This window comes from Prosthecobacter sp. (genome assembly GCF_044222565.1).
GTDB lineage: Bacteria > Verrucomicrobiota > Verrucomicrobiia > Verrucomicrobiales > Verrucomicrobiaceae > Prosthecobacter.
In genome coordinates, this window is record NZ_JBGANA010000020.1 from 18726 (window position 1) to 41440 (window position 22715).

Annotated in this window: 19 protein-coding genes; 15 read left to right on the top strand and 4 right to left on the bottom strand. The window is 61.9% G+C overall.

What is annotated here, in order from left to right; all coding sequences use genetic code 11:
* Window positions 1-64 precede the first annotated feature (64 nt).
* From ACILSR_RS24155 to nth, 7 genes are all read left to right on the top strand, one after another.
* Entirely contained in the window at window positions 65-439 is a 375-nt protein-coding gene (locus ACILSR_RS24155) for a group 1 truncated hemoglobin (RefSeq protein WP_395752377.1), read from the top strand.
* An 8-nt stretch (window positions 440-447) separates the two neighbouring features.
* Window positions 448-1092: a DUF2490 domain-containing protein gene (locus tag ACILSR_RS24160; RefSeq protein WP_395752378.1), complete on the top strand. Its 645-nt coding sequence runs from the start codon at window positions 448-450 to the stop codon at window positions 1090-1092.
* Window positions 1093-1151: 59 nt separating this feature from the next.
* Window positions 1152-2483, top strand: coding sequence for an MFS transporter (locus ACILSR_RS24165; RefSeq protein WP_395752379.1), 1332 nt, complete (start codon window positions 1152-1154; stop codon window positions 2481-2483).
* A 62-nt stretch (window positions 2484-2545) separates the two neighbouring features.
* Window positions 2546-3019, top strand: a complete 474-nt coding sequence (locus ACILSR_RS24170; protein ID WP_395752380.1) for a hypothetical protein — start codon at window positions 2546-2548, stop codon at window positions 3017-3019.
* A gap of 16 nt (window positions 3020-3035) precedes the next feature.
* On the top strand, window positions 3036-3719 hold the full coding sequence (locus tag ACILSR_RS24175) for a CDP-alcohol phosphatidyltransferase family protein (RefSeq protein WP_395752381.1): 684 nt from the start codon (window positions 3036-3038) through the stop codon (window positions 3717-3719).
* A 345-nt stretch (window positions 3720-4064) separates the two neighbouring features.
* Window positions 4065-4544 carry a 3D domain-containing protein gene (locus ACILSR_RS24180; RefSeq protein WP_395752382.1) on the top strand — a complete coding sequence of 160 codons (480 nt, stop codon included), beginning with the start codon at window positions 4065-4067 and terminating at the stop codon, window positions 4542-4544.
* Window positions 4545-4567: 23 nt separating this feature from the next.
* Entirely contained in the window at window positions 4568-5221 is a 654-nt protein-coding gene (nth, locus tag ACILSR_RS24185) for an endonuclease III (protein WP_395752383.1), read from the top strand.
* Window positions 5222-5369: 148 nt separating this feature from the next.
* On the opposite strand, the gene ACILSR_RS24190 is transcribed toward nth, so the two are convergent.
* Window positions 5370-6245, bottom strand: coding sequence for a hypothetical protein (locus ACILSR_RS24190; RefSeq protein WP_395752384.1), 876 nt, complete (start codon window positions 6243-6245; stop codon window positions 5370-5372).
* 500 nt (window positions 6246-6745) lie between these two features.
* Here ACILSR_RS24190 and ACILSR_RS24195 point away from each other — a divergent pair, with 500 nt between their 5' ends.
* Both ACILSR_RS24195 and ACILSR_RS24200 read left to right on the top strand, forming a co-directional pair.
* Window positions 6746-7366, top strand: a complete 621-nt coding sequence (locus ACILSR_RS24195; RefSeq protein ID WP_395752385.1) for a hypothetical protein — start codon at window positions 6746-6748, stop codon at window positions 7364-7366.
* Window positions 7367-7794: 428 nt separating this feature from the next.
* Window positions 7795-9678 carry a DUF1549 domain-containing protein gene (locus ACILSR_RS24200; RefSeq protein ID WP_395752386.1) on the top strand — a complete coding sequence of 628 codons (1884 nt, stop codon included), beginning with the start codon at window positions 7795-7797 and terminating at the stop codon, window positions 9676-9678.
* 417 nt (window positions 9679-10095) lie between these two features.
* Here ACILSR_RS24200 and ACILSR_RS24205 read toward each other — a convergent pair whose 3' ends face one another.
* Window positions 10096-10437, bottom strand: coding sequence for a hypothetical protein (locus tag ACILSR_RS24205; protein WP_395752387.1), 342 nt, complete (start codon window positions 10435-10437; stop codon window positions 10096-10098).
* 255 nt (window positions 10438-10692) lie between these two features.
* On the opposite strand from ACILSR_RS24205, the gene ACILSR_RS24210 reads away from it, so the two are divergent.
* Window positions 10693-12018 (top strand): DUF1501 domain-containing protein, encoded by a 1326-nt coding sequence (locus ACILSR_RS24210; protein WP_395752388.1) that lies wholly within the window; start codon window positions 10693-10695, stop codon window positions 12016-12018.
* 46 nt (window positions 12019-12064) lie between these two features.
* On the top strand, window positions 12065-13135 hold the full coding sequence (locus tag ACILSR_RS24215; RefSeq protein ID WP_395752389.1) for a WD40 repeat domain-containing protein: 1071 nt from the start codon (window positions 12065-12067) through the stop codon (window positions 13133-13135).
* Window positions 13136-13205: 70 nt separating this feature from the next.
* Here the strand turns inward: ACILSR_RS24215 and ACILSR_RS24220 are convergent, their stop codons facing one another.
* Entirely contained in the window at window positions 13206-14249 is a 1044-nt protein-coding gene (locus ACILSR_RS24220; RefSeq protein WP_395752390.1) for a hypothetical protein, read from the bottom strand.
* 283 nt (window positions 14250-14532) lie between these two features.
* The gene (locus ACILSR_RS24225) at window positions 14533-18567 is read right to left on the bottom strand and encodes a PQQ-binding-like beta-propeller repeat protein (RefSeq protein ID WP_395752391.1); all 4035 of its coding nucleotides are present in this window, start codon (window positions 18565-18567) and stop codon (window positions 14533-14535) included.
* A gap of 419 nt (window positions 18568-18986) precedes the next feature.
* Between ACILSR_RS24225 and ACILSR_RS24230 the strand changes: the two genes are divergently transcribed.
* From ACILSR_RS24230 to ACILSR_RS24245, 4 genes are all read left to right on the top strand, one after another.
* On the top strand, window positions 18987-19427 hold the full coding sequence (locus ACILSR_RS24230; RefSeq protein ID WP_395752392.1) for a hypothetical protein: 441 nt from the start codon (window positions 18987-18989) through the stop codon (window positions 19425-19427).
* 117 nt (window positions 19428-19544) lie between these two features.
* Entirely contained in the window at window positions 19545-20264 is a 720-nt protein-coding gene (locus tag ACILSR_RS24235; protein WP_395752393.1) for a metalloprotease, read from the top strand.
* A gap of 28 nt (window positions 20265-20292) precedes the next feature.
* Window positions 20293-21399: a hypothetical protein gene (locus ACILSR_RS24240; RefSeq protein ID WP_395752394.1), complete on the top strand. Its 1107-nt coding sequence runs from the start codon at window positions 20293-20295 to the stop codon at window positions 21397-21399.
* A 79-nt stretch (window positions 21400-21478) separates the two neighbouring features.
* Window positions 21479-21979 (top strand): hypothetical protein, encoded by a 501-nt coding sequence (locus ACILSR_RS24245; RefSeq protein ID WP_395752395.1) that lies wholly within the window; start codon window positions 21479-21481, stop codon window positions 21977-21979.
* The last annotated feature ends 736 nt before the right edge of the window (window positions 21980-22715 follow it).

Here is a 22715-nt window from a genome sequence, read left to right on the forward strand (position 1 = left end):
TCAGGATTTGTCACCGCTCTCTTTGCACCGGCATGTCGGCGCTGTTCGTGCTTATACGGTGGTCATGAACCCTCATGCCCCCTCTCTCTATGAACGTCTCGGCGGCGAAGAACTCATCTCCGCCCTCATCCCGGCCTTTTACACCCGCGTGCTCGCAGATCCCGAGCTCGCCCCCTTTTTCAAACACACGGAACTGGAAAAGCTGCACTCCATGCAGCGTGAGTTTTTCGTGATGGCCACGGGCGGGCCGCTGACCTACAACGGCCGCCCCCTGGCCCACGCCCACCATGGGCGCGGCATCACGCGGCAGCATTTCGCCAGCTTCACCGGCCATCTGGTGGAGACATTGTTTGATCTGAATGTGACCCAGGAGGAGGCGGACGAGGTCATTGATCGGATCAACGCCATGACCAATGAAATCACCGGCGCCTCCTACTGATGCAGTTCATGCGTCTGCTCCCCGCCCTTCTCTGCATGCTCGCGGCACTGCCCGCGCATGCGGATGAGTGGTGGGCATGGTCGAACGTGGACTACTACCGCAAGCCGCCCTGGACTGGCAGCGTCTTCATGGGAAACTTTGCCGATGAAGTGGACGGCTCATATGCGCAGATCGTGAGCCCGCGGGTCAAGTACGCCGCATCCTCCTGGCTGGACGTTGGGCTGGGTCTTTCGATGCTCAGGCTGGAAAACCTGGCCACGCATGACCGCTACGACCAGATCCGCATGGAGCTGGAGATCAACCCGCACTACGATCTCACAAAACAGCTCCGCGTGGACTGGCGCAACCGCATGGAGTGGCGCGAGAACCAGGGCGCCCCCTCCGCGACAAACCGCAGCCGCCACCGCCTGCAGCTGGCCTACACTCTGCCGCGCCCGCTGGGTCCGCTGACGCGCCTTTTTGCCAACGACGAATGCCTGATGGACCTGCATCTGCGCCGGGAAACCGAGAACCGCTTTGTGCCGCTGGGCCTGACATTCAAACTCACCGACTCCATGGACCTCGACCTCTTTTACATGATCGACTCCAAGCGCACCAAGACGGCGTGGAAGCATGAGTCCGTGCTGGGGACGTATTTGCGGGTGAGGTTCTAAGGGTGGATGAATTGGCGGCTTTGCTTGCCCACATCTGCTTTTGAAGCGTAGAGAGAGACATGCCCCAGCATTCCAATGCGCGCCTCTTTGTCTGGTTCCGTATCCTCTTCAACTGCCGGTTCTATTACCCGGTGTTCACCATTCTCTTTCTCGATCTGGGGCTGAGCATTGGCGAATTCGCGGCGCTGAATGTGGTGTGGGCGCTGACCAGCGTGGTGCTGGAGGTGCCTTCCGGAGCGCTGGCGGACCGCTATGGGCGCCGGCCGCTGGTGGTGGCGGCGGGCTGGCTGATGGTGCTGGAGATGGCGGTGCTCTGCCTCATGCAGCCGGGGCACCATGATCTGGTATTGTGGCTCTTTGTGCTGAACCGGGTGCTGAGCGGTGCGGCGGAGGCCTGCGCCAGCGGGGCGGACGAGGCGCTGACTTATGATTCACTGCCGGAGGCGGAACGCACCACGCTGTGGCCACAGATCATGGCCAGGCTCTCCCGCGGCATGGCGCTGGGCTTTGTGGTGTCCTCCATCCTGGGCGCGGTGCTGTATGATGCGCACAGCCTGACGAAGGCGCTGCAGTTCCTCGGCCTGGACGTCACGGTGCCAAAAAGCGTCTCCATGAAGCTGCCGCTGCTGCTCTGCCTGGGCACGGCGGTGGGCAGCCTGGTGGTGACGCTGCGGATGACGGAAGTGCGCTCCCCTGCCCCGAAAATCCCGCTGCTGCAGAGCATCCGCGAGACCTGGGTGTCCATCCTGCAAACCGGCGGCTGGATGTGGCGCACCAAGGCGGCCTTTGCATTGATCCTCTTCGGCGTGGTGTTTGACAGCATGATCCGTCTGTTCCTGACCGTTGCGAGCAACTTCTACCGCCTCGTCGGCATCGAGGAAGGCTGGTATGGCGTTATCGGCACCGGGGTCTCGCTTCTGGGACTGGCAACAGCAGGCCTGATGGAAACGAGCGCCAGGTCGATGAATGCGCGGCAGAATTTCACCTGGCTGGCCCTCATGGTTTTCGGCGGACTGATGGCGGCGGCGCATCCGCAGCCGGGCTGGGCGGGCATCGCGCTGGTGGTGCCGCTGTTTCTAAGCATGCGCTTCCTGCAGTTCTTCCTCTCGCATTACCTCAATGAGATCGTGGACTCCGAGCAACGCGCCACCGCGCTGAGCTTTCGCGGGCTGACGATCAATCTCGCGTATGGCTCGCTGACGCTGCTCTTCGGCTGGCAGACGGGGTGGGAGGCCGGCCATCTGAATCTCAGCACGGATGATCCGCGCGTGTTTGCGGAGTCCCTCAAACTCTGGCCCTGGTGGTTTGCGGGCACCCTCGTGGTGGCGGGCGGCTGGATGCTGCTGCGACGTTTTAAGACACCCAAGAAAAGAAGCTTGAACGAAGTCTAATGATCCACCGTCATTAAGACTATTCGACAAACCGCCGCACCGGCAACAACTTCAATCTCACCATGAACTCGCTCTCGCTCCTCCGCCTCGGTCTGGCAGTGATCGCCACCGCCTTCCTCGTTCAATGTTCTTCCACCCCGCAGACGCGCATTGAAAAGAACCCGCAGCTTTTTTCGAAACTGAATGCGCAGGACCGCAGTCTCGTTTCCAAAGGACTCATCCGTGAAGGCATGACGCGGGACGCGGTGTTTCTCGCCTGGGGGCGGCCGGACGCCGTTTCGGTGGGCGTGAGTCGCGGCAGGTCCGGAGAAAGCTGGACCTATGAAGGGCAGCGCCCGGTGCGGTCCATGAACATGAGCATGGGCTTTGGCTTCGGCGGATTTGGCTTCGGTGGCTGGGGCCCCTACGGCTACGGTGGTCTGGGCGGCTACCCCATGTGGGGCAGCGGCACGTCTGTGACCTACATCCCCTACACTGCCGGTGTGGCGGACTTCGTGGGCGGCCGGGTGGTGAGCTGGAAGTCCACGGCCCGATAACCCTGCACTTTCCCGGATGAGTGTTCCTGAGGAGCATCTGGCCTCACGCCGCAGCCTGAAGTCCCGCGACACACGCTGGGCGCATGCTCTGGCGGGCAGGCTGGCACGGGCGGGCGTGACTCCAAACGCGATCTCAGTCCTCAGCGCCGTCTTTGCCGGGGTGGCCATGGCCTGCCTCATGGTGGCTGGAGATCAAACCAGCACGGCGAGCATCCTGGCCGTCTGGCTCGGGGCGCTCGTCTGCATCCAGATGCGCCTGATCTGCAATCTGATGGATGGCATGGTGGCGGTGGAGGGCGGTAAAGGCTCGCCGGTAGGAGCCATCTACAATGATGCGCCAGACCGGGTGGCCGATGTGCTGATCATGGTAGGAGCGGGCTACAGCGGAGCGGGAGATCCGGGCGTGGTGAAGCTCTTCCACGTCATCCCGCTGGGCTGGTGCTGCGCGGTGACGGCGGTTTGGACGGCCTACATCCGCGTGCTGGGGGCCTCCCTGACCGGCAAGCACGACTTCCGCGGCCCCATGGCCAAGCAGCACCGCATGGCCGTGCTGTGCGGCGGTATTTTGATAGAGCTGACCCAGCATCTCATGGGCTGGGAGCGCTGGGGCATCCTGACCGCGCTGACCGTGATCTTCCTCGGTGGTCTCTGGACCTGCTGGAGGCGCTTGAGCGTACTGGGGCAGGCGCTGGGCAAGTGAGGAGGCGCGGATTGGTTTGGCCGAAACACGGGAAAGAGGGAAAAAAGCCCGGAGGGAGTCTGCCGCCTTCATTCCCAAAGCGAATGCGGAGGCATGACGGCGAACTGACGCGAATCAGCATCCAACCCAGAACGATTCGCTTTCATTCGTGGGTGTTCTCGTCGGGAATTTCTTCCTGCCTTTCCCTTTTTTTCGGCCAACCTCCCCTGTCTAGCCTCCCACGGTTTGGCAGCGGGCGGCGGGATTGTCAAAACTGAGGCAAAAATCAAAGATTGATTTCAATGCGGATTTAACTCACAATAAGTCTTCTAAAAGGAAAGTTAACAATCAGATATTGTTAATAAAATGCGAATCCACTCCCTCCTCCTTCTCAGCCTCTGCGCCAGTTTTCTGGTCTCTTGTGAATCCTCAGGCTTTCTTGGAAGGGGCACGCGCATCACCTCGGTGCGGACCACCGCTTACACTCATGGAGAGGCGGATCACATCGTGTATGGAGCCAAGACTGCCGTCGGCACCCAGCTCAAGTATGGAAACGTCCGCAGTGCCGCCGCAGACTGGTCCGTTTACCCTGTGGGCACCATTTTCCAGATCGAAGGCCTGCCCTACGTATACCAGGTGGACGACTACGGCTCCGCCTTGGTGGGCACTAACACCATTGATCTCTACAAGCCGGACAAGGCCACCATGAAGGCCTGGGGTGTGCGCAATGTGAACATTCGCGTGCTGAAGTGGGGCTCCTTCTCCAAGAGCCTCTCCATCATGAAGGAGCGCCAGGGCTACGAGCACATCCGGCGCATGGTGTCACGCATCGAAACCAGCACCTAGACCCCGGTTTTTCTTCCCCCCCGGTGACCAAGCAGGAGCGCGCGGACTACATCCGGAATCGGCTCGGGGAATTGTACCCGCAGCCTCCCATTCCGCTGGATCACAGCGATGCCTTTACCCTGCTGGTGGCCGTCCTGCTTTCCGCGCAGTGCACAGACCTCCGGGTCAATCAGGTCACGCCGGCCCTTTTCAAGCTGGGAAACACGCCGGCCAGGCTCGCGGCGGCTCCTCTGGAAAAGATCGAGGCCATCGTCCGGCCCTGTGGTCTCGGACCCCAGAAGGCAAAGGCCATCAAGGAGCTCTCTCGAATTCTCGTGGAGGAGCACCAGGGCGAAGTGCCCGCCTCACTGGAGGCCCTGGAGCGGCTGCCAGGCGTCGGGCATAAAACCGCCCAGGTGGTGATGGCGCAGGCCTTTGGCGTTCCCTCTTTTCCGGTGGACACTCACATCCACCGTCTGGCCCAGCGTTGGGCGCTGACGGATGGAAAGTCCGTGGTGCAGACCGAGCGGGATCTGAAGCGCCTGTTTCCCGAGGATTCCTGGAACAAGCTGCACCTGCAGATCATCTACTACGGCCGGGAGCACTGCCCCGCCCGCGGCTGCGACGGCACCGTCTGCGAGATCTGCCGCACCTGCTTCCCCAAGCGGAAGAAGCCGGTGGAGACGCGGAAGAGCTGAGGAAAGCAGTCCAGAGCTACAGCTCGTCCTGGGAAGCGCTCTTCAGCCGGGAAGGCTATTCAGCCGGAAAGGCCATTTGCTTCACAGAAGTGGAGCGCTGGGCGCTGCGGCGCTTTTCCGGGAGGCGAGCTAAAGCTCATGACTCCTTTTACCAGCGCAGACGCAGAGCGGTGCGGAAGGCTCGGGTGGTGTCGCCAAAATCGGCGCCGACCCCGACGTCAAACATGGGCAGGAGGCGGAAGTAAGCGGTGAAGTCGATCATCTTGCTGTCGTAGCGGTCCGCACTGCTGACGGTGACGCCGCCCTGCAGTTCCAGCCAGTCCAGCGGGGTGTAGCGCAGTGCCGGGCGCACGTAGATGGAGCCGTCGCTGAAGCTCACGCTGGAGTCTTTGGCCTTCAGACTGGCGTAGATGATGCCCGCTTCGGCCACGAAGGTGAGCTTTTCGTTGATGAGAGAAGTGTGGAAACCGGCCCCGGCCTGGATGCTGGCAAAATCATAGTTGGCCTTGGTAGCTCCAGCGACGGTGCCGCCACCGCCTGAACCACTGCCCCAGGAGGCGCCGAATTTCAGATACAGCGGATTGAACAGAGCCACCGTCAGCGTCGCGCCGATGGTGTTCGCCCCCGAAAGGTCGCCGTGCTTGGGAGCCAGATAGCGGTAATAGGCCTCGATGTTGTTGAAGTTGACCATGTTTGGCCCGGACCGAGGAGCGCCGTAGCCGCCATAATTGGCAGAAGTAGGCTGAGAGGAAGCGTAATTGCTAACACCCTGCGGGGTGTATGGGGATGTCTGCCCCGGCATGGGCGCAGACGCATACGGATCTGCCGAAGGCGGTGGCGGCGTGACTCCTGCGGAGACCGAGGAAGGCGGCAAAGAATTGGGATAAGCAGGAACGCCACCGTAGCCAGGAGGCGGCGGTCCGTAGCCGCTGGGAGCCGTGCCGTAACCAGGGGGCGGAACGCCCATGACCCCGCCGCTAGGCTGTCCCCATGCACTGTGGCACATGGCAACGCCGAGACTCATGACGCAAAAGAGAATCCTTTTCATGACAAGTGGGGCATCTATTGATTATTTAGATAACTTAAATATTCTCTCAAATGAATGGTTTCGGCAAATCTTTTTTTAAATTTTGAGATTTTCACTCACTACAGCCTTGAAGACTGCTTGCGGGCGGGGACGGAGGAGGGATCGCCCTGGCACTAGGTGCCACCCAGCGCATCGCGTTTCATTGAGCGTGGGGGCTGGGATGCCAAGCGATCTTGAACCAAGCCGATTATCAGTCCCTCGGGTGGCTCACGTGTCATCGCCGCCACAGGGCCCTGGTGATCATGCAAGCATTGGCGCGGTGACGAAGATGATCCTCGCAAGGCTTGACCTCGGGAGTGGCGGGAGCACACTCGGGAAGTGCCGATGATGAAACCTTGGATTTGCGCCCTGCTGCTGGAACTGCCGCCGAATGCTCTGCGCAGCGGGGAGGTGTCGCGGGGGCTTTTGAACGAGGGGATGAAGGGAGGCGCGAGGAGATGAGACTGCGGTTTCCGGTTTTGTGGATCACGGTCCTGGCGTTTGCCTGCGTGGCGGTGGTGTCGATGAATGTGAGGGTCGGCGCGTTTGTGCTGCTGGGCGTGCTGCCGGTGGTGCTGGGGTGCCAGTGGGTGGTAAGGCGGGTGATGGTGAGCCTGCGGTATTCGGTGTGGTTTCGACGGAGTGTGATGCTGGTGCCTGCGCTGGTGGTGGCAGCGGGGCTGGGGTCTCTGGCGATCCTCTTGAACACGCCGATGTCCTTTTCAGCTCCGCAGCCCGTCGCTTCTGTGAGAGTGGCTCTGGCGGGGCATGTGCCGGAGGGGCTGCGTGAACTGCGGGTGAATGAGGACGGGTGGACGGATTATGTGGTGAAGGCTTACTTTGAGTGCGATCCGGCGAGCCTGCGTGGGATTTTGGAAAAGCCGCCGTTCAAGCGGGTGGAGGGAACGGCGGTCACGTTTTCGTTTCGGCAGACGCCCTTTGCGGATCTGCATTCGCGGGAGGATCTGACGGATGTGGTGACGTACTACCGCATGGATCTGGGGGAGGAGACTGGACACTGCGTGGTTTATACCGACGCGGCATTCAGCTTTGCGTATGTGGAGTATTCTGCGGATTGAGGAGGTAGGGGGCTGCGGATGGGAATGGGAACGGCAGACCTTGCGGAGGGTTCCGGGACCAGGATGGTCCCGCTCCTGCCAGAGCTCCGCCACGCGAATGCCTTGGAGGAGAGGGATCATCTTGATCCCTCAACGCTGCGCGATCACCCAGCGTCCCGCGTTGGATGAAGGCTGCGGATGCATCGAGGAAGCCATGTCCTCTTTTCATCTACTGGAGATAACATAGGACCAACAGGGCCTGTTTGTTTGATGTGGACGAGACAGGGCGTGGGGCGGAGCTGGAATGGTGGGTTGGTAGAGGTGCGGTGAGTTTGGGGGGGAGTGAGGGCGCTGAGGGACGGGCAGGCTGTCCGAATCACGTTTTTCCCGCAAGAAATGGGGGTGAGGGGTGTAGTTTTTGCTCCCCCGTTTTGGTCCCCTTTTTCTGCATGATGCGCCGCGCTTTTGTTTTCATTCTTTTTCCAGTGAGTTTCGCCCCAATGACGTGGGCGGCGGATGGTGGGGCGCAGGGGTGGGGAAAGGTGCAGGGCATTCTGGATGTGAACTGCGTGAAGTGTCACGGGGTGCTGGAGCAGAAGGGCGGGCTGGAACTGGACACGCCGGCGATGGTGATGAAAGGCGGCGAAAATGGCGCGGTGGTGGTGCCGGGGAAGCCGGAGGCGAGCGCGTTGTTTGCGAGCCTGGAGAAGGGCGCGGACCCTCACATGCCGCCGAAGAAGCAGCTCACGGAGGCGGAGCGCGCGACGGTAAAGGAATGGATCGCGACGATGCCTGCGAATCCGGTGGCGGCGGCGGAGGACAAGAAGCCGAAGGTGGTGCGGGAGTTTAAGTCGGGCGAGGAAGCGATCGCGACTTTGATCGAGGAGGGCTGGAAGCGCTCAGGGGTGAAGCCTGCGGCGGCGGTGCCGGATGCGGTGTGGTGCCGGCGGATTTATCTGGATCTGGCGGGGCGCATTCCGACGGAGGCAGAATTGGCGGCGTTTGTGGCGAAGCCGGAGCGGGATGCCCTCGTGGACAAGCTGCTGGCGGCTCCGGAGTATGCGGTGCGCATGCGGGAGCTGTGGGACACGTTTTTGATGGGGCGGCTGCAGCGCGGGAATCCGGATGGGAGGCGCAAGGGCGCGGGCTGGTGGACTTTCCTGGAGAAGGCCTTCAAGGACAACCGCCCGTGGAATGAGGTGGTGTACGATGTGCTGTGCGCCAAGCCGGAGAACGGACTGGACCGCAAGGGAGCGTCTTGGTTTTTGTTTGAGCGGAAGAACGACTTCCAGAAGATCGCTGAGGCGGTGGCGCCGGTGGTGTATGGGACGAAGATCGACTGCGCGCAGTGCCATGACCACCCGCTGGCGCGTGAGATCAAGCAGGCGCATTACTGGGGGCTGGTGGCGGCGTTTAACCGCGGCAAGAATGTGGACGGCAGCAACTCGGTTGCGGAGAGCGCGATCGGCGGCTTCATGAATTTTACCAACTTGAAGAAGGAGTCCCAGCCGGCGGTGGTGACGCTGCTGACGGGCAAGACGCTGCCGGAGGTGTGGCCAACGGGGGAGTCGCAGGAGAAGGACGGCGATGATTTGTACCTGGACCCGAAGGCGAAGGTGCGGGTGCCGAAGTATTCGCGGCGAGAGGCGTTCGCGGAGGCGGCCACAGAGGGGAATCCGCTGCTCGCCAAGGCGTTTGTGAATCGCATGTGGGCGGCGCTGGTGGGTCGTGGTATCGTGAATCCGCCGGATGAGATCAATGAGCGCAATGTGCCAAGCCACCCGGAGCTGCTGGAGTGGCTGGCAAAGGACTTTGAGACGCATGGCTATGACACGCGGCGGGTGGTGCGGGAGATCGTGCGCAGCAAGGTGTATGCGCTGGGCGCGGCGGAGGCGGGTGCGGCGCCGGAGCTGTTTGCAGGCATGGCGGAGCGGCCGCTGACGGCGGAGCAGCTCGCACGCTCGTGGCGTGTGGCGCTGGGCCTGCCAGCGGATGAGGAGGAGTATCGCCGCCAGGTGATCACGGCGATGCCGGACGTGCTGCCTAAGGAGTACATCGCGACGTTTCAGCAGGCGCAGTTTTTGTCAGGATCGCCGACAATGACGGCGCTGCTTAATGCGGCGCAGGAGGGGAGCGTGAAGAGGATCGCGGCGCTACCAGACAATACCATCCGGGTGAAGGAAGCGTTTTCGATGGTGTATGGGAGAACGCCGGATGCGGAGGAAGAGAAAGCTTCGGCGGCGTTTTTAGCGGAGCGGAAGGATGTGACTGCGGCGACGCGGGATCTTGTTTGGGCGCTGCTGACGAGCGCGGAGTTTCTGGCGATGCCGTGAAGGCGGAGGAGTTTAAAGTTTGAGGTTTAAAGTTTCAAGTTGGGGAGTCGATGGGGAGTGACGGAACGGTGGGCGAGGCGGGGTGTTGAGGGACCAGGATGGTCCCTCTCCTGACGGAGCGTTCGGGAGGCGCATGCCTTGGAGGATGGGGACCATCTTGGTCCCCGGTTTGGAGGCGGTTGAGGTGGCTGGGTATGTGGAGTGTGCATGACCCATCGCTGAGGACGGGCGGTGCGGCTGGCTTTCCACTTCGTAGGGACGGCGCAGCTTTTGATGAGCTGGCCAGGGGATAGACCCGAAAATTCGGCCCCGACGCAGCGGTGCCCTACCAACTCTGTGGTGCGCGCTGTCTTGGGAGATGGGGAATGACCTGCGCGCTGGATTGATGGGCGCAGTGACGAAGCCGCTTTGATGAAGTCAGAGAGCCTGAGCGACGGCTTTCTTTGCTGGAAGTTCCATCGGCTCCCAGGCGGCGATTTCGAAGGGGAAGGTCTCGGGGCTGCCTTCGGTGGCGGGCGGGTGGAGGGTCACATTGAGAACGACCCGGGATTTGGCGAGGAGGAGCTGGCAGCGCGTTTTTTCGGAGATGGAAACGTGGGTGCGGCTGGGGAAGAAATCGCCCGAGTTGCCGGGGTGGGCGCGGTCTTGATGAAAAACGACGGTCCCCTCTGCCATGTAGGGCGCGAGCAGGACCACGGGGACGGCCGTGGGGTCGTCTCGGTGAAAGCGGCGCTTGGCCTCTGGAGGACTTTGGGTCATGGAGTATGTGAAACTTCTGTATTTATCGTTGTTTCAATAAATTAGCCTTTTCGAGCAGCGGCACGAGTGGTTTTGCCTCACCTGTTTATGTGAGGGTGCCATGATTGACGAGCGGGCCATCGACGCTGTAATTTCTGACTTCGCTTTGGCAGGCCAAGGAACAGACAAAAGGAGCGGGCCAAATTTGCTGCTAAAAAGGGGCGGCCAAGTGTGTAAGTTTTGACGCGCCTGAATGGCTCCCGTTTTTTCCCTCTGATGAATCCCCGTGATCCCCTGCCCCGCTGTCCGACGCATGAGCATACGCTGCACCGGCGGCTGTTTTTGAAGGGGCTCTCCGGCGGCGCGCTGGCGAGTGTGGGGAGCTTTACGGGGCTGTTTCAGAATCCGGTCTTCGCGGAGGAGACGAAGAAGGCGCAAAAGCACTGCATCCTGCTGTGGCTGTGCGGTGCGCCGAGCCAGTTTGAGACGTGGTATCCGAAACCGGGCAGGCCGGCGAACGGGCCGTTTGGGAGCATGCCGACGAAGATCCCGGGGATTCACTTCTCGGGGCTGATGCCGAAGTGCGCGAGCATCGCTGACAGGCTGAACATCGTGCGCAGCATGAAGACGTCCCAGCCGGAGCATTTGCAGGCGATCAATCTGCTGACGCGGGGTGCGCCAGAGCGTGCGGGATTTGTGCGGCCGACGCTGGGCAGCGCGCTGTCCCAGGCGATGGGGCAGATGGACGCGGCGATCCCGAACTTCATCTTTCTGGATCCAGTGCCGGGCGGGAATGAATTTGAGGGATTCAAGGCGGGAAACTGGGCGGGCTGGCTGGGCGCGGAGCATGCGCCGGTGCGGCTGGGGGGCGACTACACGCAGTTTCTGAACAGCGAAGGGTCCACCATTCCGCAGCATGACAAGGAGAGCCGCGAGACGCTGCGGAAGTTTCTGACGGCGAAGTATGAGCGTGACCGGCGCAGCGGCGTGGCGCGCAGCCAGAATGCGGCCTTTGAGCGGATGAAGGGGCTGACGGCGAGCGCGGACTTGTTTGATGTGAACAAGCTGCCGGCGAAGGATCGCGAGCGCTATGGGCCGGGGAGTTTTGCGCAGCATGCGCTGATGTCGCGGCATCTGGTGGAAAAGGGCGCGCCGTTTGTGATGGTGGCCAATGGCATGAACTGGGACAACCATGTCTTCAACCATGAGATCCATCAGATGCTGGTGCCGGAGCTCGACCGGGTGGTGTATCATCTGGTGAATGATCTGGAGGAGCGCGGGCTGCTGGACTCCACGCTGGTGATCGCGATGGGCGAGTTTGGCCGGAGCCCATGGATGAACGCGGCGCGCGGGCGTGACCACTACCCGAATGCCTGGAGCCTGATGATGACGGGCTGCGGCCTGAAGCGCGGCGTGGTGACGGGCGCGACGGACGTGGACGGCGTGGATGTGACGGAGAAGCCGTACAGCGAGCAGAACCTGTTTGCGACGATCTTCACTGCGCTGGGGATTGACCCGTATGCGGAGTACGACCTGCCGGGAATGCCGACCTTTCACCGGGTGGAGAACAAGATGGAGCCAATAAGGGAGATTTTGGCGTAAACGCGGCGGAGCAAGGATGAATTATGAATGATGAAAGGCTGAGCTGATGAAACTGACGCGGACCAAGCAATACGAACTGCCTGCGGGTGTGATGGGCCTGGCGACGACGCCGGATGGCGCGCTGGCCTATGCGGCATGCGTGGACGGGAGCGTGCATGCGGTGGACACGGCGAGCGGGAAGACGGAGGTGTTTGAGAAGCACCACGAGGCGTATGCGAGCGGCTGCGCGCTGCTGCCGGACGGGAAGACGCTCATCTCTTCGGGCTACGATGGCCGCCTGCTCTGGCATGATGTGGTATCGCGCAAATGTCTGCGTGAGGTGAAGGCGCATGAGTTCTGGAGCTGGCAGATGGCGCTCTCCCCGGATGGCACGCGGGTGGCGAGTGTGACAGGGCAGTACATCTCCGGCGGGTGGAAGTATGAGCCTGCGGCGGAGACGGAGCCGAGCGTGCGTGTGTATGATACCGCCAGCGGTGCGCTGGTGGCGAGCTACAGCCACACGCCGCCGGTGCTGAGCTGTGCCTTCAGCCCGGACAGCAAGCATGTGGCCGCGGGCAACATGCTGGGCGAGGTGCGGGTGTGGGATGTGACGGCGAAGGATGGCGGCAAGCCGGTGGCGCAGTGGACTTCGCCTGATTTTACCTCATGGGGCACGACGAAGTCCCACCACTACTCAGGGGGCATCTACGGCCTGGTGTTTTCGCCGGATGGCAATGCGGTGCTGGGCTGCGGCATGGGGCCCATGGGCGACCCGATGGCGGGCAATGGCAAGATGACGTGGCAGCGCTGGGACTGGCGCACGGGGAAGAAGATGGATCAGATCAAGGACGGGCAGCACGGCTCGGGCCTGATGGAGGCACTGGCGTGGCATCCGGACGGGCAGCATTTCCTCATGGCGGGCCGTCAGGCGCAGGGGACGTGGAATGTGGCGGTGTTTAACGCAGCAGACGGAAATTTGGTGACGTCTCTGGACAGCAAGTCGCGGCTGACGCAGGCGAAGTTTACGGTGGATGGGAAGCGGCTGGTGACGGGCGTGATCACCGGTGCCGGGAAAGTGAAGGCCGGGCAGCCGTGGGCGGCGATGGGACGGGTGCAGGTGTATGAAGTGGGAGCTTAGAGCTCGAAATCCCCTGCTGTCGGCTCGTGCTTGCCACAGGCTTGCAAAAACACGGCTCAGGTCCACCCGCCTATTTCTTGATCCAGCGTGGAATTAAGACCAGCAGGGCCAGTCCGGCGGCCATGCTGGCTATGTAGGGGCCTTTGCCAGGCTGCACTTCGGCCTGGGGTTTGTCAGGAATGATCTTCACCGTTTCGGGCACGGCGGCGGGCCGGGCGCTCGGGGCCGGAGGAGGGGGTGCGGCAGGAGCCGGGGCGGGATCTGCCGCCGGGGGCTGCGCTGAGGATGGTGCAGCGGACTGTGGGGCGGCGAGAGCCTTCTCCCAGTCGAGATTGAGCAGGATGTCCCAGCCGGGGTTTTCGTTTTTGAGGCGGCAACCGCAGCGGCCCACGAGGAACATGCAGGCATTTTCCAGAGCGGCATCGTCCAGAATATCGAGCGGCCAGGCTCCGAGCACCCTGCCCCGGCCAAAGACCACGCTGGCAAAGCTGGTCTTCGCCGGATCGATGGCGGTCTGGGGACCTGCCAGCATGCGCAGGAGCACCTGCTCCGCGGGATCGTCGCGGTTGAGGCGGAGGGTGGCAAACTTCAGCCGCAGCGGCGGCCCGGGGCCGAGCTGGCTGTCGGGATCATTGGGGTCCTGGATCGGAAGCGCGGCCACCTGCTCCAGAAACTTGAGGCGTTTCTCGATGCGCTCCACCTCTGCGGTATCGAGCGGCGAACCATTGTCCGCGATGACCCAGATGAGGGAATCCCCCGCGAGGATCTGCTGCACGATCTTCTGCCGCCCGGGCGAATCCAGCACAGCGGCGAGTGTGGCGGCATCCAGCTTTCCAGACCAGATCTTTTTGCCGCTGTCACGGGAGGAGAGGAGCACGGCCTCCTGCTGCGCCGGATCCTTTGAAGTGGTGATGTCGAGGTTGGCCTTGCCATTGGCGCGCATGGGCCGCAGCAGATCCTGTACCGCCGCGTCCTGCGCCACGGCAGCGGGCAGCACGAGGTGGAACTTGTCCGCCTCCCAGCGGTCCAGCGCGAAGCGGAACACGGGGATGGTGCAGGCCAGCGCGCTGGTGGTGCAGAGGGCGATGAGGAGGATGAGGCGCTTGTGGGGCATGGGGAGAAGCGAATGACGAATGACGAATGGCTGAGAGAGCGGAGCGTCTAATTTGGAGTGCGGCTGCGAAGCGAGGGACGAGCGGAGCTGCCGCTTTCGAGCGTCTCATGATGGGCGTAAACTTACAGGCTGGCGAGTGCTGAGAGGCGGGTACTTGGGGAAGGTGGTGGGCGGGCGCAAGCTTGAGAGCCTGCGGAAAGCGGTAGCTGCGCTCATTCTTCGCTGCGCGACCGCACTCCAAATGAACTGCTGCTCCGCATTCGTCATTCGTCATTCCCAGTCCTCATTTCCCGAAGCACTGCAGGCGACCGTCCATGGTGCTGACGAAGATGCAGCCCTGGGAGACGGTGATGCCGTCCCACACGGGCGGGCTGGTGAGTTCGAGGCCGCTGCCCTGCTCTCCGGTTTCGGTGTTCACGGTCCACATCTTGGCGCCGCGCTTGCCGTCCAGTGCTTCGTCCTGCTCCTTGAGCTCCTGGAGGATGGCGGGGTCTTTGGCGGCGAGGCGCTCAAAGGCGTACTCTTCATCGATGGTGTCCGGTGCGCCGCTGACGAGCACCGTTTTGCCGGCCAGCGCCATGCTGCGTGCGACGATGGGCACAAAGCGGTCCCAGGTGTGCTGCACGAAGCTGCCGCCACTTTTGCTTTTGCCGCCGCCTTTGCCGTCGTCGGCTCCTTTGAACCACAGTGCGCCACCTACCTTGCCCTTGCCGGACTCCACGCCCGCGCCCACACCGTGGGCATCGTGGCCGGAGCTGTCGCGGGAGTCTCCGTTGTCAAAGTTGCAGTAAAGCACTGCATCCACGGGCTTGGCGTCCGGCTGCTCAAAGCGCTGCTGCACCTCGGCGGCGCTGAGGGCCTTGTGGTAGATGGCAAACTGGTCCAGCAGGCCGCTGTAGGCACCGGCATTGTCCTCGGCCACGCCATTGCCATTGCCCACGATCAGCGGGTTGGCGGGCTTGGCGGAGATGAGGTTTCCGGCAGTGCCTTCGGCCACCAGCTTGCCGTCGATGTAGAGGGTCATCTTCTTGTCCGCCGCCAGCACGCCGGCGATGTGGTGCCAGCCCTCGCCAAAGGCTTCGGCGGAGACGATGGTGCTGACCTTCGAGTCGTCGCGGATGTGGAACTGCGGCTTGCGGTCGTGGAAGTCCAGGCCGACGCCCAAACGCGGGCCGCCGTGATTGATGATGGTGCCGCTGGCCTTGTCTGGCAGCACCCAGGCTTCGACGGTGATGGGGGTCTGCGTTGGATCGAGCGCTTCCACGGCCGGGAACTGCACGCTGCCGGGCAGCGGCGCGTTTTTGGCTCCGCCTCCTTTGGCAGCACCTTTGGCCATTCCCTTGGCTTCGCCTCCTTTGCCCTTGCCCTTCTTTTTGGCTTCGGCCTGGGCCTTGAGCGTCTCGCTGTGGCCCACCTGGGTTTCCCCCTTGGGCTGCACCGCGAGAGGCACGCCTTTTTCGTCAAGCACGACACTGTTGCCCTTGCGCTCGGTGGTGGCGGACTCGGTGTCATACGCTTCCTCCGGCGGAGCCTTCGGCGTGGCAAAGAGGGTGTACTCCATGGTGGTCGTCCACTTGTAGTACTGCGCCTCGCGGCCGTAAGAGTACACGTTCTTGTCATCGTGCACCAGGATGCGGCCCGCAGGCGCATACTTGCCCGCCTGGAAATAGCCGCCGTGGCCGCCGGCAAAGCTCTTGCCATAGACCCAGTAGCTGCGGTGGAAATTCGAGTCATCGAGGAAGCCCATCGGTGCAAACAGGTGCTGCCCTTCGCCTTTGTGCGCGCCGCCTTGCTTGTCGAAATCTCCGCTCACCGGGCCCACTTCCACCCGCTTGCCATCGGTGCCGATCTTCTGCGTGCGCAAGAAGGTCCACTTGCCATCGCTGCTCAGGATGTCATTCAGAGCCACAGGCATCTGCAGCGTCTTGTGGCGGTCGTTCAAATCGCCGCCGGTGTCAGGATCGCGGTCATCGTAGTTGATCTTGACCTTCATCTCGCCGGTCTTGGCATCCACGCGGTAGAACCACAGGCCGCCATCGAGGAAACAGGAGTGGCCGGAGACGAAGCTCACGAGGCCGTTTTCCACCAGCACGCTGCCGTGCACGGGCCACACGCTCTCCATCATTTCCCACGCACCGTGGCTCATCATCACCGGAGCACCCTGGAACTTCCACACCAGAGCGCCATCCTTGGCGCGCAGGCAGTACACGTTGCCGTCATTGCCACCGATGAACACCCTGCCCTGCCAGTACGTGGGCGGTGAGTCCATGCGGCCACCCGCAATGAAATGCCAGGCCTCCTTGCCTGTGGCGGAGTCGAAGGCATGCAGTGTGTGCTTGTCCACTTCGGAGACAAACGTCAGCCCGGCAGCGCTGGTGGTGGTGCTGAGCGGTGGCGTCAGCTTCACTTCCCAGGCCATGCCGAGGTCCTTCTTCAGGTCCTGATTGGAGAATCCGCTGCGCGCATTGTCGGAGCGATACGTCGGCCAGTCCTTCGCATCGGCGGGCTTTTCCTCGATGGCCTCGGCATAGGCGGGGCCTTTGGTCAGGCGGGCGCTGTCTGCGGTGTGCGGTGGCATGGGGTAGCGCGGTGCGGAAGCCATGGCGGCCATGCCGTCCAGCTTGGCCTCAGGATAGCAGGCGCAGTTGTGCGGGCCGGCGTAGGTCAGGCCGTTGCAAGGAAGCACACCATAGAGGCAGGCGCCGCGCACCCAGTGGTTGAGGTCCCAGTGCTTCTTTTCCATGTCCACATACTCGATGCCGGTGCGTGATGGGATGATGAACTTCTCCGTGGCCTTGGCCATGTAGCAGCGGTGGTGGAACCAGTAGGTGCCCTGCGGCACGTCGGGGTAGAACTGCTTCTTCACCTCGCCCGTGAGCGGATCGCGCCCGGTGTACTCGCCCGTTTGATTGCCCTGCGTGGTGCCTGCATTCCAGACCAAGCCCTGCGCCACAATGACGTCCTCCATGCTGCGGTAGCCGCTCTTCTCATGGGAGGATTTCCACAGTTCCTTGCCGGTGTCCGCGTTGATGCCTTTCATGAGGCCATCGCCGCCGGCGTAGAGGATCACGTCGTTGTTCAGCACCACGCGCGGGGCAAAGTTGAACTCATAGAGCTTGCGGCGCGCCTCAGGCACATCGGCAAACAGCACCTTGCCCGTCTTCACATCGCGGGAGGTGAGGCCGTCGCCATTGTAATAGACCATGCGCTTGTCATCCAGCGCGATGGTGATGGGGCCCACCTTGTCATCCACCTTCCAGATCGTTTTGCCGCTCTCGGCGTCCACGGCCATGAGGTGCCGCGTCTTGCCATCCCAGTTGAACTCCGTCTCCACGCGCTTCTGGTCGCTCTGCTGCTTCACGGCGAATTCTTCGTTCAAGCGCCATGCATCGGGGTTCACGAGAGCGTAAAGGGTGCCATTGCGATAGAGCAGCTCCTCCGCGCCCTTCGTTTCCGGGTATTCGCGGATCACCTCGCCCGTCGCGCCGTCCAGGCAGGTGATGGGATCCGTGATGCCGAGGGTCACATACACTTTGTCCCCAATCGCCGCGAGGCGGCGCGTGAGCTGCGTGGGTCCGGACTTCAGCGGCCACAGGTGCGTGCTCCATTGTGGGATGGCCTTTTTCCACAAAACGGTGCCGTTAAACGCATCGCGCGCGATCAGCGCAAACTTCGCCGGCATGAGGATGGAGATGCGGCTGCCCTCGTCCATGATGTAATAGAGACGCCCGCCCGCGCTCACCTCCGCGCTGACCGAAGACATGCGGTCATGGTGGCGGCTCCAGCGCGGATTTCCCACCCATTGCATGCGCGAAGGAGGCCCCGTGAGCATGTCCTTGGAAGTGGGGTTTCCCTTCGAGTCATACGCGTAGTGCGTCCACTCATCCATGCCCTTCGGCCACGGCTTGGTGATCTTCTCCCAGCCGCCGCCCTTTTTGCGCAGCATCGCCACGCCGAGCGGCGTCAGCACGCGGTCGATCTCCGCCTTGTCCACTGCCGCCGCGTCCTCGACCACCAGCAGGTTCACATAATTCTCGATGTAAGGCAGGTGCTTCCCATCCCAGGCGTCCACGGCCACGGGACCGTATTTGCCCGTTTTGTGAATGGACTCCCGAATGGTGGAAAGAGCCGCTGCATCCTGCGTCAGCCCCTGGACCTGATAACGCTCGCTGGGCCGCAGCGCCAGCGTGGTCTTGCCATCGCCACACCCCACGTGCACCACGATCCCGCCTTTGACACCGGATTGGGAGAGCAAGTCCGCCGCGTCATCGGCCAGAAGTGCGGAGGAAAACAGGAGGCAGGTGAGAAATCGTTTCATGGGGTTGAGGAAGAGCGCGTAACGATGCCCGAGGGACGGATGTTTCCACGGTTTTTTTGGTTCTGGGCGTACGCCCCCCTCCCGGAGCCGATGCGCAGCATCTTTGGAGTGCGGCTGCGCAACGAGGAACGAGTGAAGCTGCCGCTTTCGAGCGTCTCGTGGCAGGCGCAGGCTCACCCGGCCTGCGAACGTCCTCTCGCTCTCGCCATCAAAAGACTCACGGCGTACGAACATCCACCCCGCCTGCGGAAAGCGGTAGCTGCGGTCGTGCCTCCCTTCGCGACCGCACTCCAAACCAACTCCTCGCCCTCCCATCTCCCCATTCGACATTCAGCCTTTGCCCAGCAGACCTCAAAACCCTGACAAGAGAATCCTTGCGCAAATGTGACGGGTGCAGTTCTTAAAGGGTCAAAACGGCCATGCACCTTATTTTCGAACCCTACCATGGAGCACTACCTTTGAAGTTTGGTTTGACCACCCCCGAAGCATCACAGATTCTTGGAATTCCCCGGCATCGACAAGCCACCAGCTATGGCCCCGAAGGTCAAGAGTGGGTGTACGATCAGTTTAACCTGGCATTCGACACCGAAGATAAACTCTACCAGATTGGATTCGATAAAAGCTTCTCCGGTGAACTGCTGTTCAGGGGCATTGAGATCATGAAAGGAGCAGATGCTCTGCGCAGGCTCGCGGACATTGATGGTGAGCCATTTATCTGGGTGGGATTCATCATGTTGATGAACCTCGGTTTGAGACTTGGAGGCTACCATGAAAGCGCCGATGAAGGGCGAACCGTTTCCCTATTCAAACGAGGCCGATACGACGCCAAAATCCCCCGGTTTAAGCCGTTCAAGACCTGAGGAAACATCGATGGATCTGGCGCTCTCAGATATTCATGAATCGCACCTCCCCTCATCTCCCTGTCTGATTGTCTCCCCATTCGACATTCGTCCATCCTCATCCGACATTCCGCTCCCATGCTCCGCTTCACACTCTTCGGCTTCCCTGTCATCATCCAAGGCATGTTCTGGCTGAATGCCGCGCTCATGGGCGGTGCCATCAGTGCCCAGTCCCAGCTCGAGTGGCTGCAGGTGCTCACCTGGGTGGCTGCGGCGTTTTTTTCGGTCATGATTCATGAACTGGGGCATGCCCTGGCCATGCGAAACTTTGGCGACCGCCGGGTGGGCATCATTCTCTTTGCCTTTGGCGGGCTGGCGCAGGGCAGCCAGCTCCGCACGCGGAGGGAGTCGCTGATCGTCAGCGCGGCGGGGCCGGGGTTGCAGATTCTCGCGGGGCTGGTCGTCGGCTGGGCCATGAGCCTCTGGCAGGCGCCCCCTCTCTGGCTGTACCTGCTGCTGGCCAATTTCACAGTCATCAGCCTTTTCTGGGCGCTGCTCAATCTGGTGCCCGTGCTGCCTCTGGATGGCGGGCACCTGTGCCGCACGCTGCTCGGGCCTGGAAAGCAGACGCAGGCGCTGAAGATCAGCCTGGCCTGCGCGGTGGCTCTGGCGGTGGTCTCGTTCATGCCCGGCCTGTGGCTGGGGCTGCAGGATGGCGTGCTGCGGCTGCTGCAGATCGACGCACACGCACGCGTCGGTGGAGGCCTCTTCACCCTCATCGTCTTCGGCATGCTGGCCTGGAATAATTGGAAGCAGTTGCAGAATGAGCCGCAAATTCCGTGGATGAATGCGCGTTGAAGGTGCATTGGACTGTTTTCGTCCCCTGATGCGCCTTTCCCGAACACTTTTCATCCTCTTCGCGGCCACCACGCTCGCGGCAGCCCAGACTCCCAAACCGGAGCTCATCTCCCCGCAGGTCAAAGCGGCGGTGGACAAGGCCGTCGCCTGGCTGATCAAACAGCAAAAGTCCGCCGGCTACATCGTCGATGAAAAGACCGATGCCAAGCCCACGCGTGGCGACCTCCCCTCCCACAGCGCGGCCATGACCTCGCTCGCTCTCATGGGACTGGCCTCCGTGGGCTACATGCCGAGCGACCCCACGCCCGAAGGCCAGGCCTGCGGCCGGGCCCTGCGCTATGTGGTCGAAGGTGTGGAGCCGGATGAAAACGGTTACCTCGGCCGCAGCGACCGCTCGCGCATGTACGGCCACGGCATCATCTCCCTCATGATGGGAGAGATGGTCGGCCACGCCCCCGACGAGGCCACGGACAAACGCCTGCGCAAACAGCTGGAGGGCGCCATCCAGCTCATCATCCGCTCTCAGCAGGTGCCCAAGAGCGAGGCCAACCGCGGCGGCTGGCGCTATGAGCCCAGCTCCAGCGACAGCGACATCTCCGTGAGCGTGTGGCAGGTCATGGCATTGCGTGCTGCGAAGAACGCCGGATTTGAAGTGCCCAAAGGAGCCATCGACAACGCCGTGGCCTACATCAAGCGCAGCTACCGCGTGGACCGCGACTCCAATGGCAGGCCGAAGAGCGACAACGCCGCCTTCAGCTACGAGCCCTACGGCGGCCGCCAGACCTTCTCCACCACCGCCGCCGGTCTGCTCTCCCTGCAAGTCTGCGGCCAGTATGAAGCCCCCGAAGTGCTCGGCTCCGCCAACTGGCTGCTCAAGTCCCCGCCCGAGATCAATGAGCCCTGGTTCTTCTACGGCTGCTACTACTACGCCCAGGGCATGTACCAGCGCGGCGGCGACCACGCCGCCACCGCCCGCCAAAAAACCGAGCAGACCCTCATCGCCGCCCAAGGCCAGGACGGCAGCTGGTACCCGCGCAATGGAAATGAGAAAAGCGCTGGTGCCGTGTATGCCACCTCATTGGCCCTGCTGAGCCTCAGCGTGCATCATCACTTTCTGCCGATTTATCAGAAGTAGTGCGTGCGGGTTAGGGGTGAGGAAAATAGCCGAGTTGCTCAGAGTTTCGTGTCTTTCTCTCCCCAACCACAGAATCGACATGACATTCAAAGGTCTCTGCAAATCGGTCTTCCTGGGCTTCATCCTGTCGTTGGACAGTAGTCCCTGCCTGGCTCTGCCTCCAGCCGTTTGCGAACACGTCGTTTTCCACGGCGACCGCAATTTCTTGATGGTAGCTCAAGCCTTTTACGGTTTGGCTTTCGAGAGCCAGTTCACACCCGAGGAAGAGAAGAAAGTACTCCTCAACCTAACCTCGATGGTCAAAAAATTTCGCATCCGCAGACTCGGAACCGGGGAAGAATTCGAAATTGAGCGCATCATAAACAGCCTGCAGCGAGCCGCGTATCACATTCAAATGATGCCCGTCCTCATTAAAGGGAAGCGAGTGCTCATGCTCCACCTGCTGGCGGCGGAAGTCGGTGTGGACAATTGGCGTAAAACCTATTTCACGATCTTCGATGGAGGCACTGCCAGCTGCCGCGTTTTCGTCGATTTAACGACTTTCAAAGTCATGCTGATCAATTGCAATGGATACGGTTAGATAAAGCTGTGTCAGCCAGTTCCACTGCGCCCTGCTTAGCATGAGCGTGCATCATCACTTCCTGCCGATTTATCAGAAGTAGAGGGAAAGGCCGAATTTGGAGTGCGGTCGCGCAGCGAAGAATGAGCGCAGCTACCGCTTTCCGCCATGCCGGACGATGCGCAAAGTCCCCCAAATCCAACCGGGAGCGGGAGCGATCGACCTCACGCCACCCGGTATGCCCACGCCCGCCACGAGACGCCCGAAAGCGGCAGCTTCGCTCGTCCCTCGCGCCGCAGCCGCACTCCCAATTCCCGCCGCACGCACGCGCGAGCTTTATCGTACTCGCACTCGGCCCGCCCTTCATCGCTTTAACGAAACATGGGTCCTCGATCGTGGGGCATTGCTTCAAGTTTACGATTCCAAGCAACGACCCGCCCCGCCCCCGTGCGTCAGCATCCTCCTCTTCCTCTTACTCCTCCTCTTCCTCCCGGACGGAAACACACAGGAAGCCCCGGCACTCCTCCAACTCAAACACCCGCCGGGCTTCGACGACGGCGGGCTGGGACAGCCCGCCCTACCCTACCTGCGCTGGACGCCCACGTTTGCCCAGCGGCGGTAGGGCGGCTTGTCCTCAAGCAGCCGCCGAACGGCTCCTCGCTCTCTTCCACGCATACCGACTCCGCATTCACGGAAAGGGAGGAAGATCTTACTCCTCTTCCTCCCGGACGGAAACGCACAGGAAGCCCCGGCACTC

Bases quoted from the DNA above. Each gene is read 5' to 3' on its own strand.
- ACILSR_RS24215 (WP_395752389.1), top strand. From the start codon at position 12,065: ATGAAACTGACGCGGACCAAGCAATACGAACTGCCTGCGGGTGTGATG.
- ACILSR_RS24180 (WP_395752382.1), top strand. From the start codon at position 4,065: ATGCGAATCCACTCCCTCCTCCTTCTCAGCCTCTGCGCCAGTTTTCTG.
- ACILSR_RS24190 (WP_395752384.1), bottom strand. From the start codon at position 6,245: ATGAGTCTCGGCGTTGCCATGTGCCACAGTGCATGGGGACAGCCTAGC.
- ACILSR_RS24210 (WP_395752388.1), top strand. From the start codon at position 10,693: ATGAATCCCCGTGATCCCCTGCCCCGCTGTCCGACGCATGAGCATACG.
- ACILSR_RS24155 (WP_395752377.1), top strand. From the start codon at position 65: ATGAACCCTCATGCCCCCTCTCTCTATGAACGTCTCGGCGGCGAAGAA.
- ACILSR_RS24245 (WP_395752395.1), top strand. From the start codon at position 21,479: ATGACATTCAAAGGTCTCTGCAAATCGGTCTTCCTGGGCTTCATCCTG.
- ACILSR_RS24175 (WP_395752381.1), top strand. From the start codon at position 3,036: ATGAGTGTTCCTGAGGAGCATCTGGCCTCACGCCGCAGCCTGAAGTCC.
- ACILSR_RS24170 (WP_395752380.1), top strand. From the start codon at position 2,546: ATGAACTCGCTCTCGCTCCTCCGCCTCGGTCTGGCAGTGATCGCCACC.
- ACILSR_RS24160 (WP_395752378.1), top strand. From the start codon at position 448: ATGCGTCTGCTCCCCGCCCTTCTCTGCATGCTCGCGGCACTGCCCGCG.
- ACILSR_RS24235 (WP_395752393.1), top strand. From the start codon at position 19,545: ATGCTCCGCTTCACACTCTTCGGCTTCCCTGTCATCATCCAAGGCATG.
- ACILSR_RS24240 (WP_395752394.1), top strand. From the start codon at position 20,293: ATGCGCCTTTCCCGAACACTTTTCATCCTCTTCGCGGCCACCACGCTC.
- ACILSR_RS24230 (WP_395752392.1), top strand. From the start codon at position 18,987: ATGCACCTTATTTTCGAACCCTACCATGGAGCACTACCTTTGAAGTTT.
- ACILSR_RS24200 (WP_395752386.1), top strand. From the start codon at position 7,795: ATGATGCGCCGCGCTTTTGTTTTCATTCTTTTTCCAGTGAGTTTCGCC.
- ACILSR_RS24165 (WP_395752379.1), top strand. From the start codon at position 1,152: ATGCCCCAGCATTCCAATGCGCGCCTCTTTGTCTGGTTCCGTATCCTC.
- ACILSR_RS24205 (WP_395752387.1), bottom strand. From the start codon at position 10,437: ATGACCCAAAGTCCTCCAGAGGCCAAGCGCCGCTTTCACCGAGACGAC.
- ACILSR_RS24225 (WP_395752391.1), bottom strand. From the start codon at position 18,567: ATGAAACGATTTCTCACCTGCCTCCTGTTTTCCTCCGCACTTCTGGCC.
- ACILSR_RS24220 (WP_395752390.1), bottom strand. From the start codon at position 14,249: ATGCCCCACAAGCGCCTCATCCTCCTCATCGCCCTCTGCACCACCAGC.
- ACILSR_RS24195 (WP_395752385.1), top strand. From the start codon at position 6,746: ATGAGACTGCGGTTTCCGGTTTTGTGGATCACGGTCCTGGCGTTTGCC.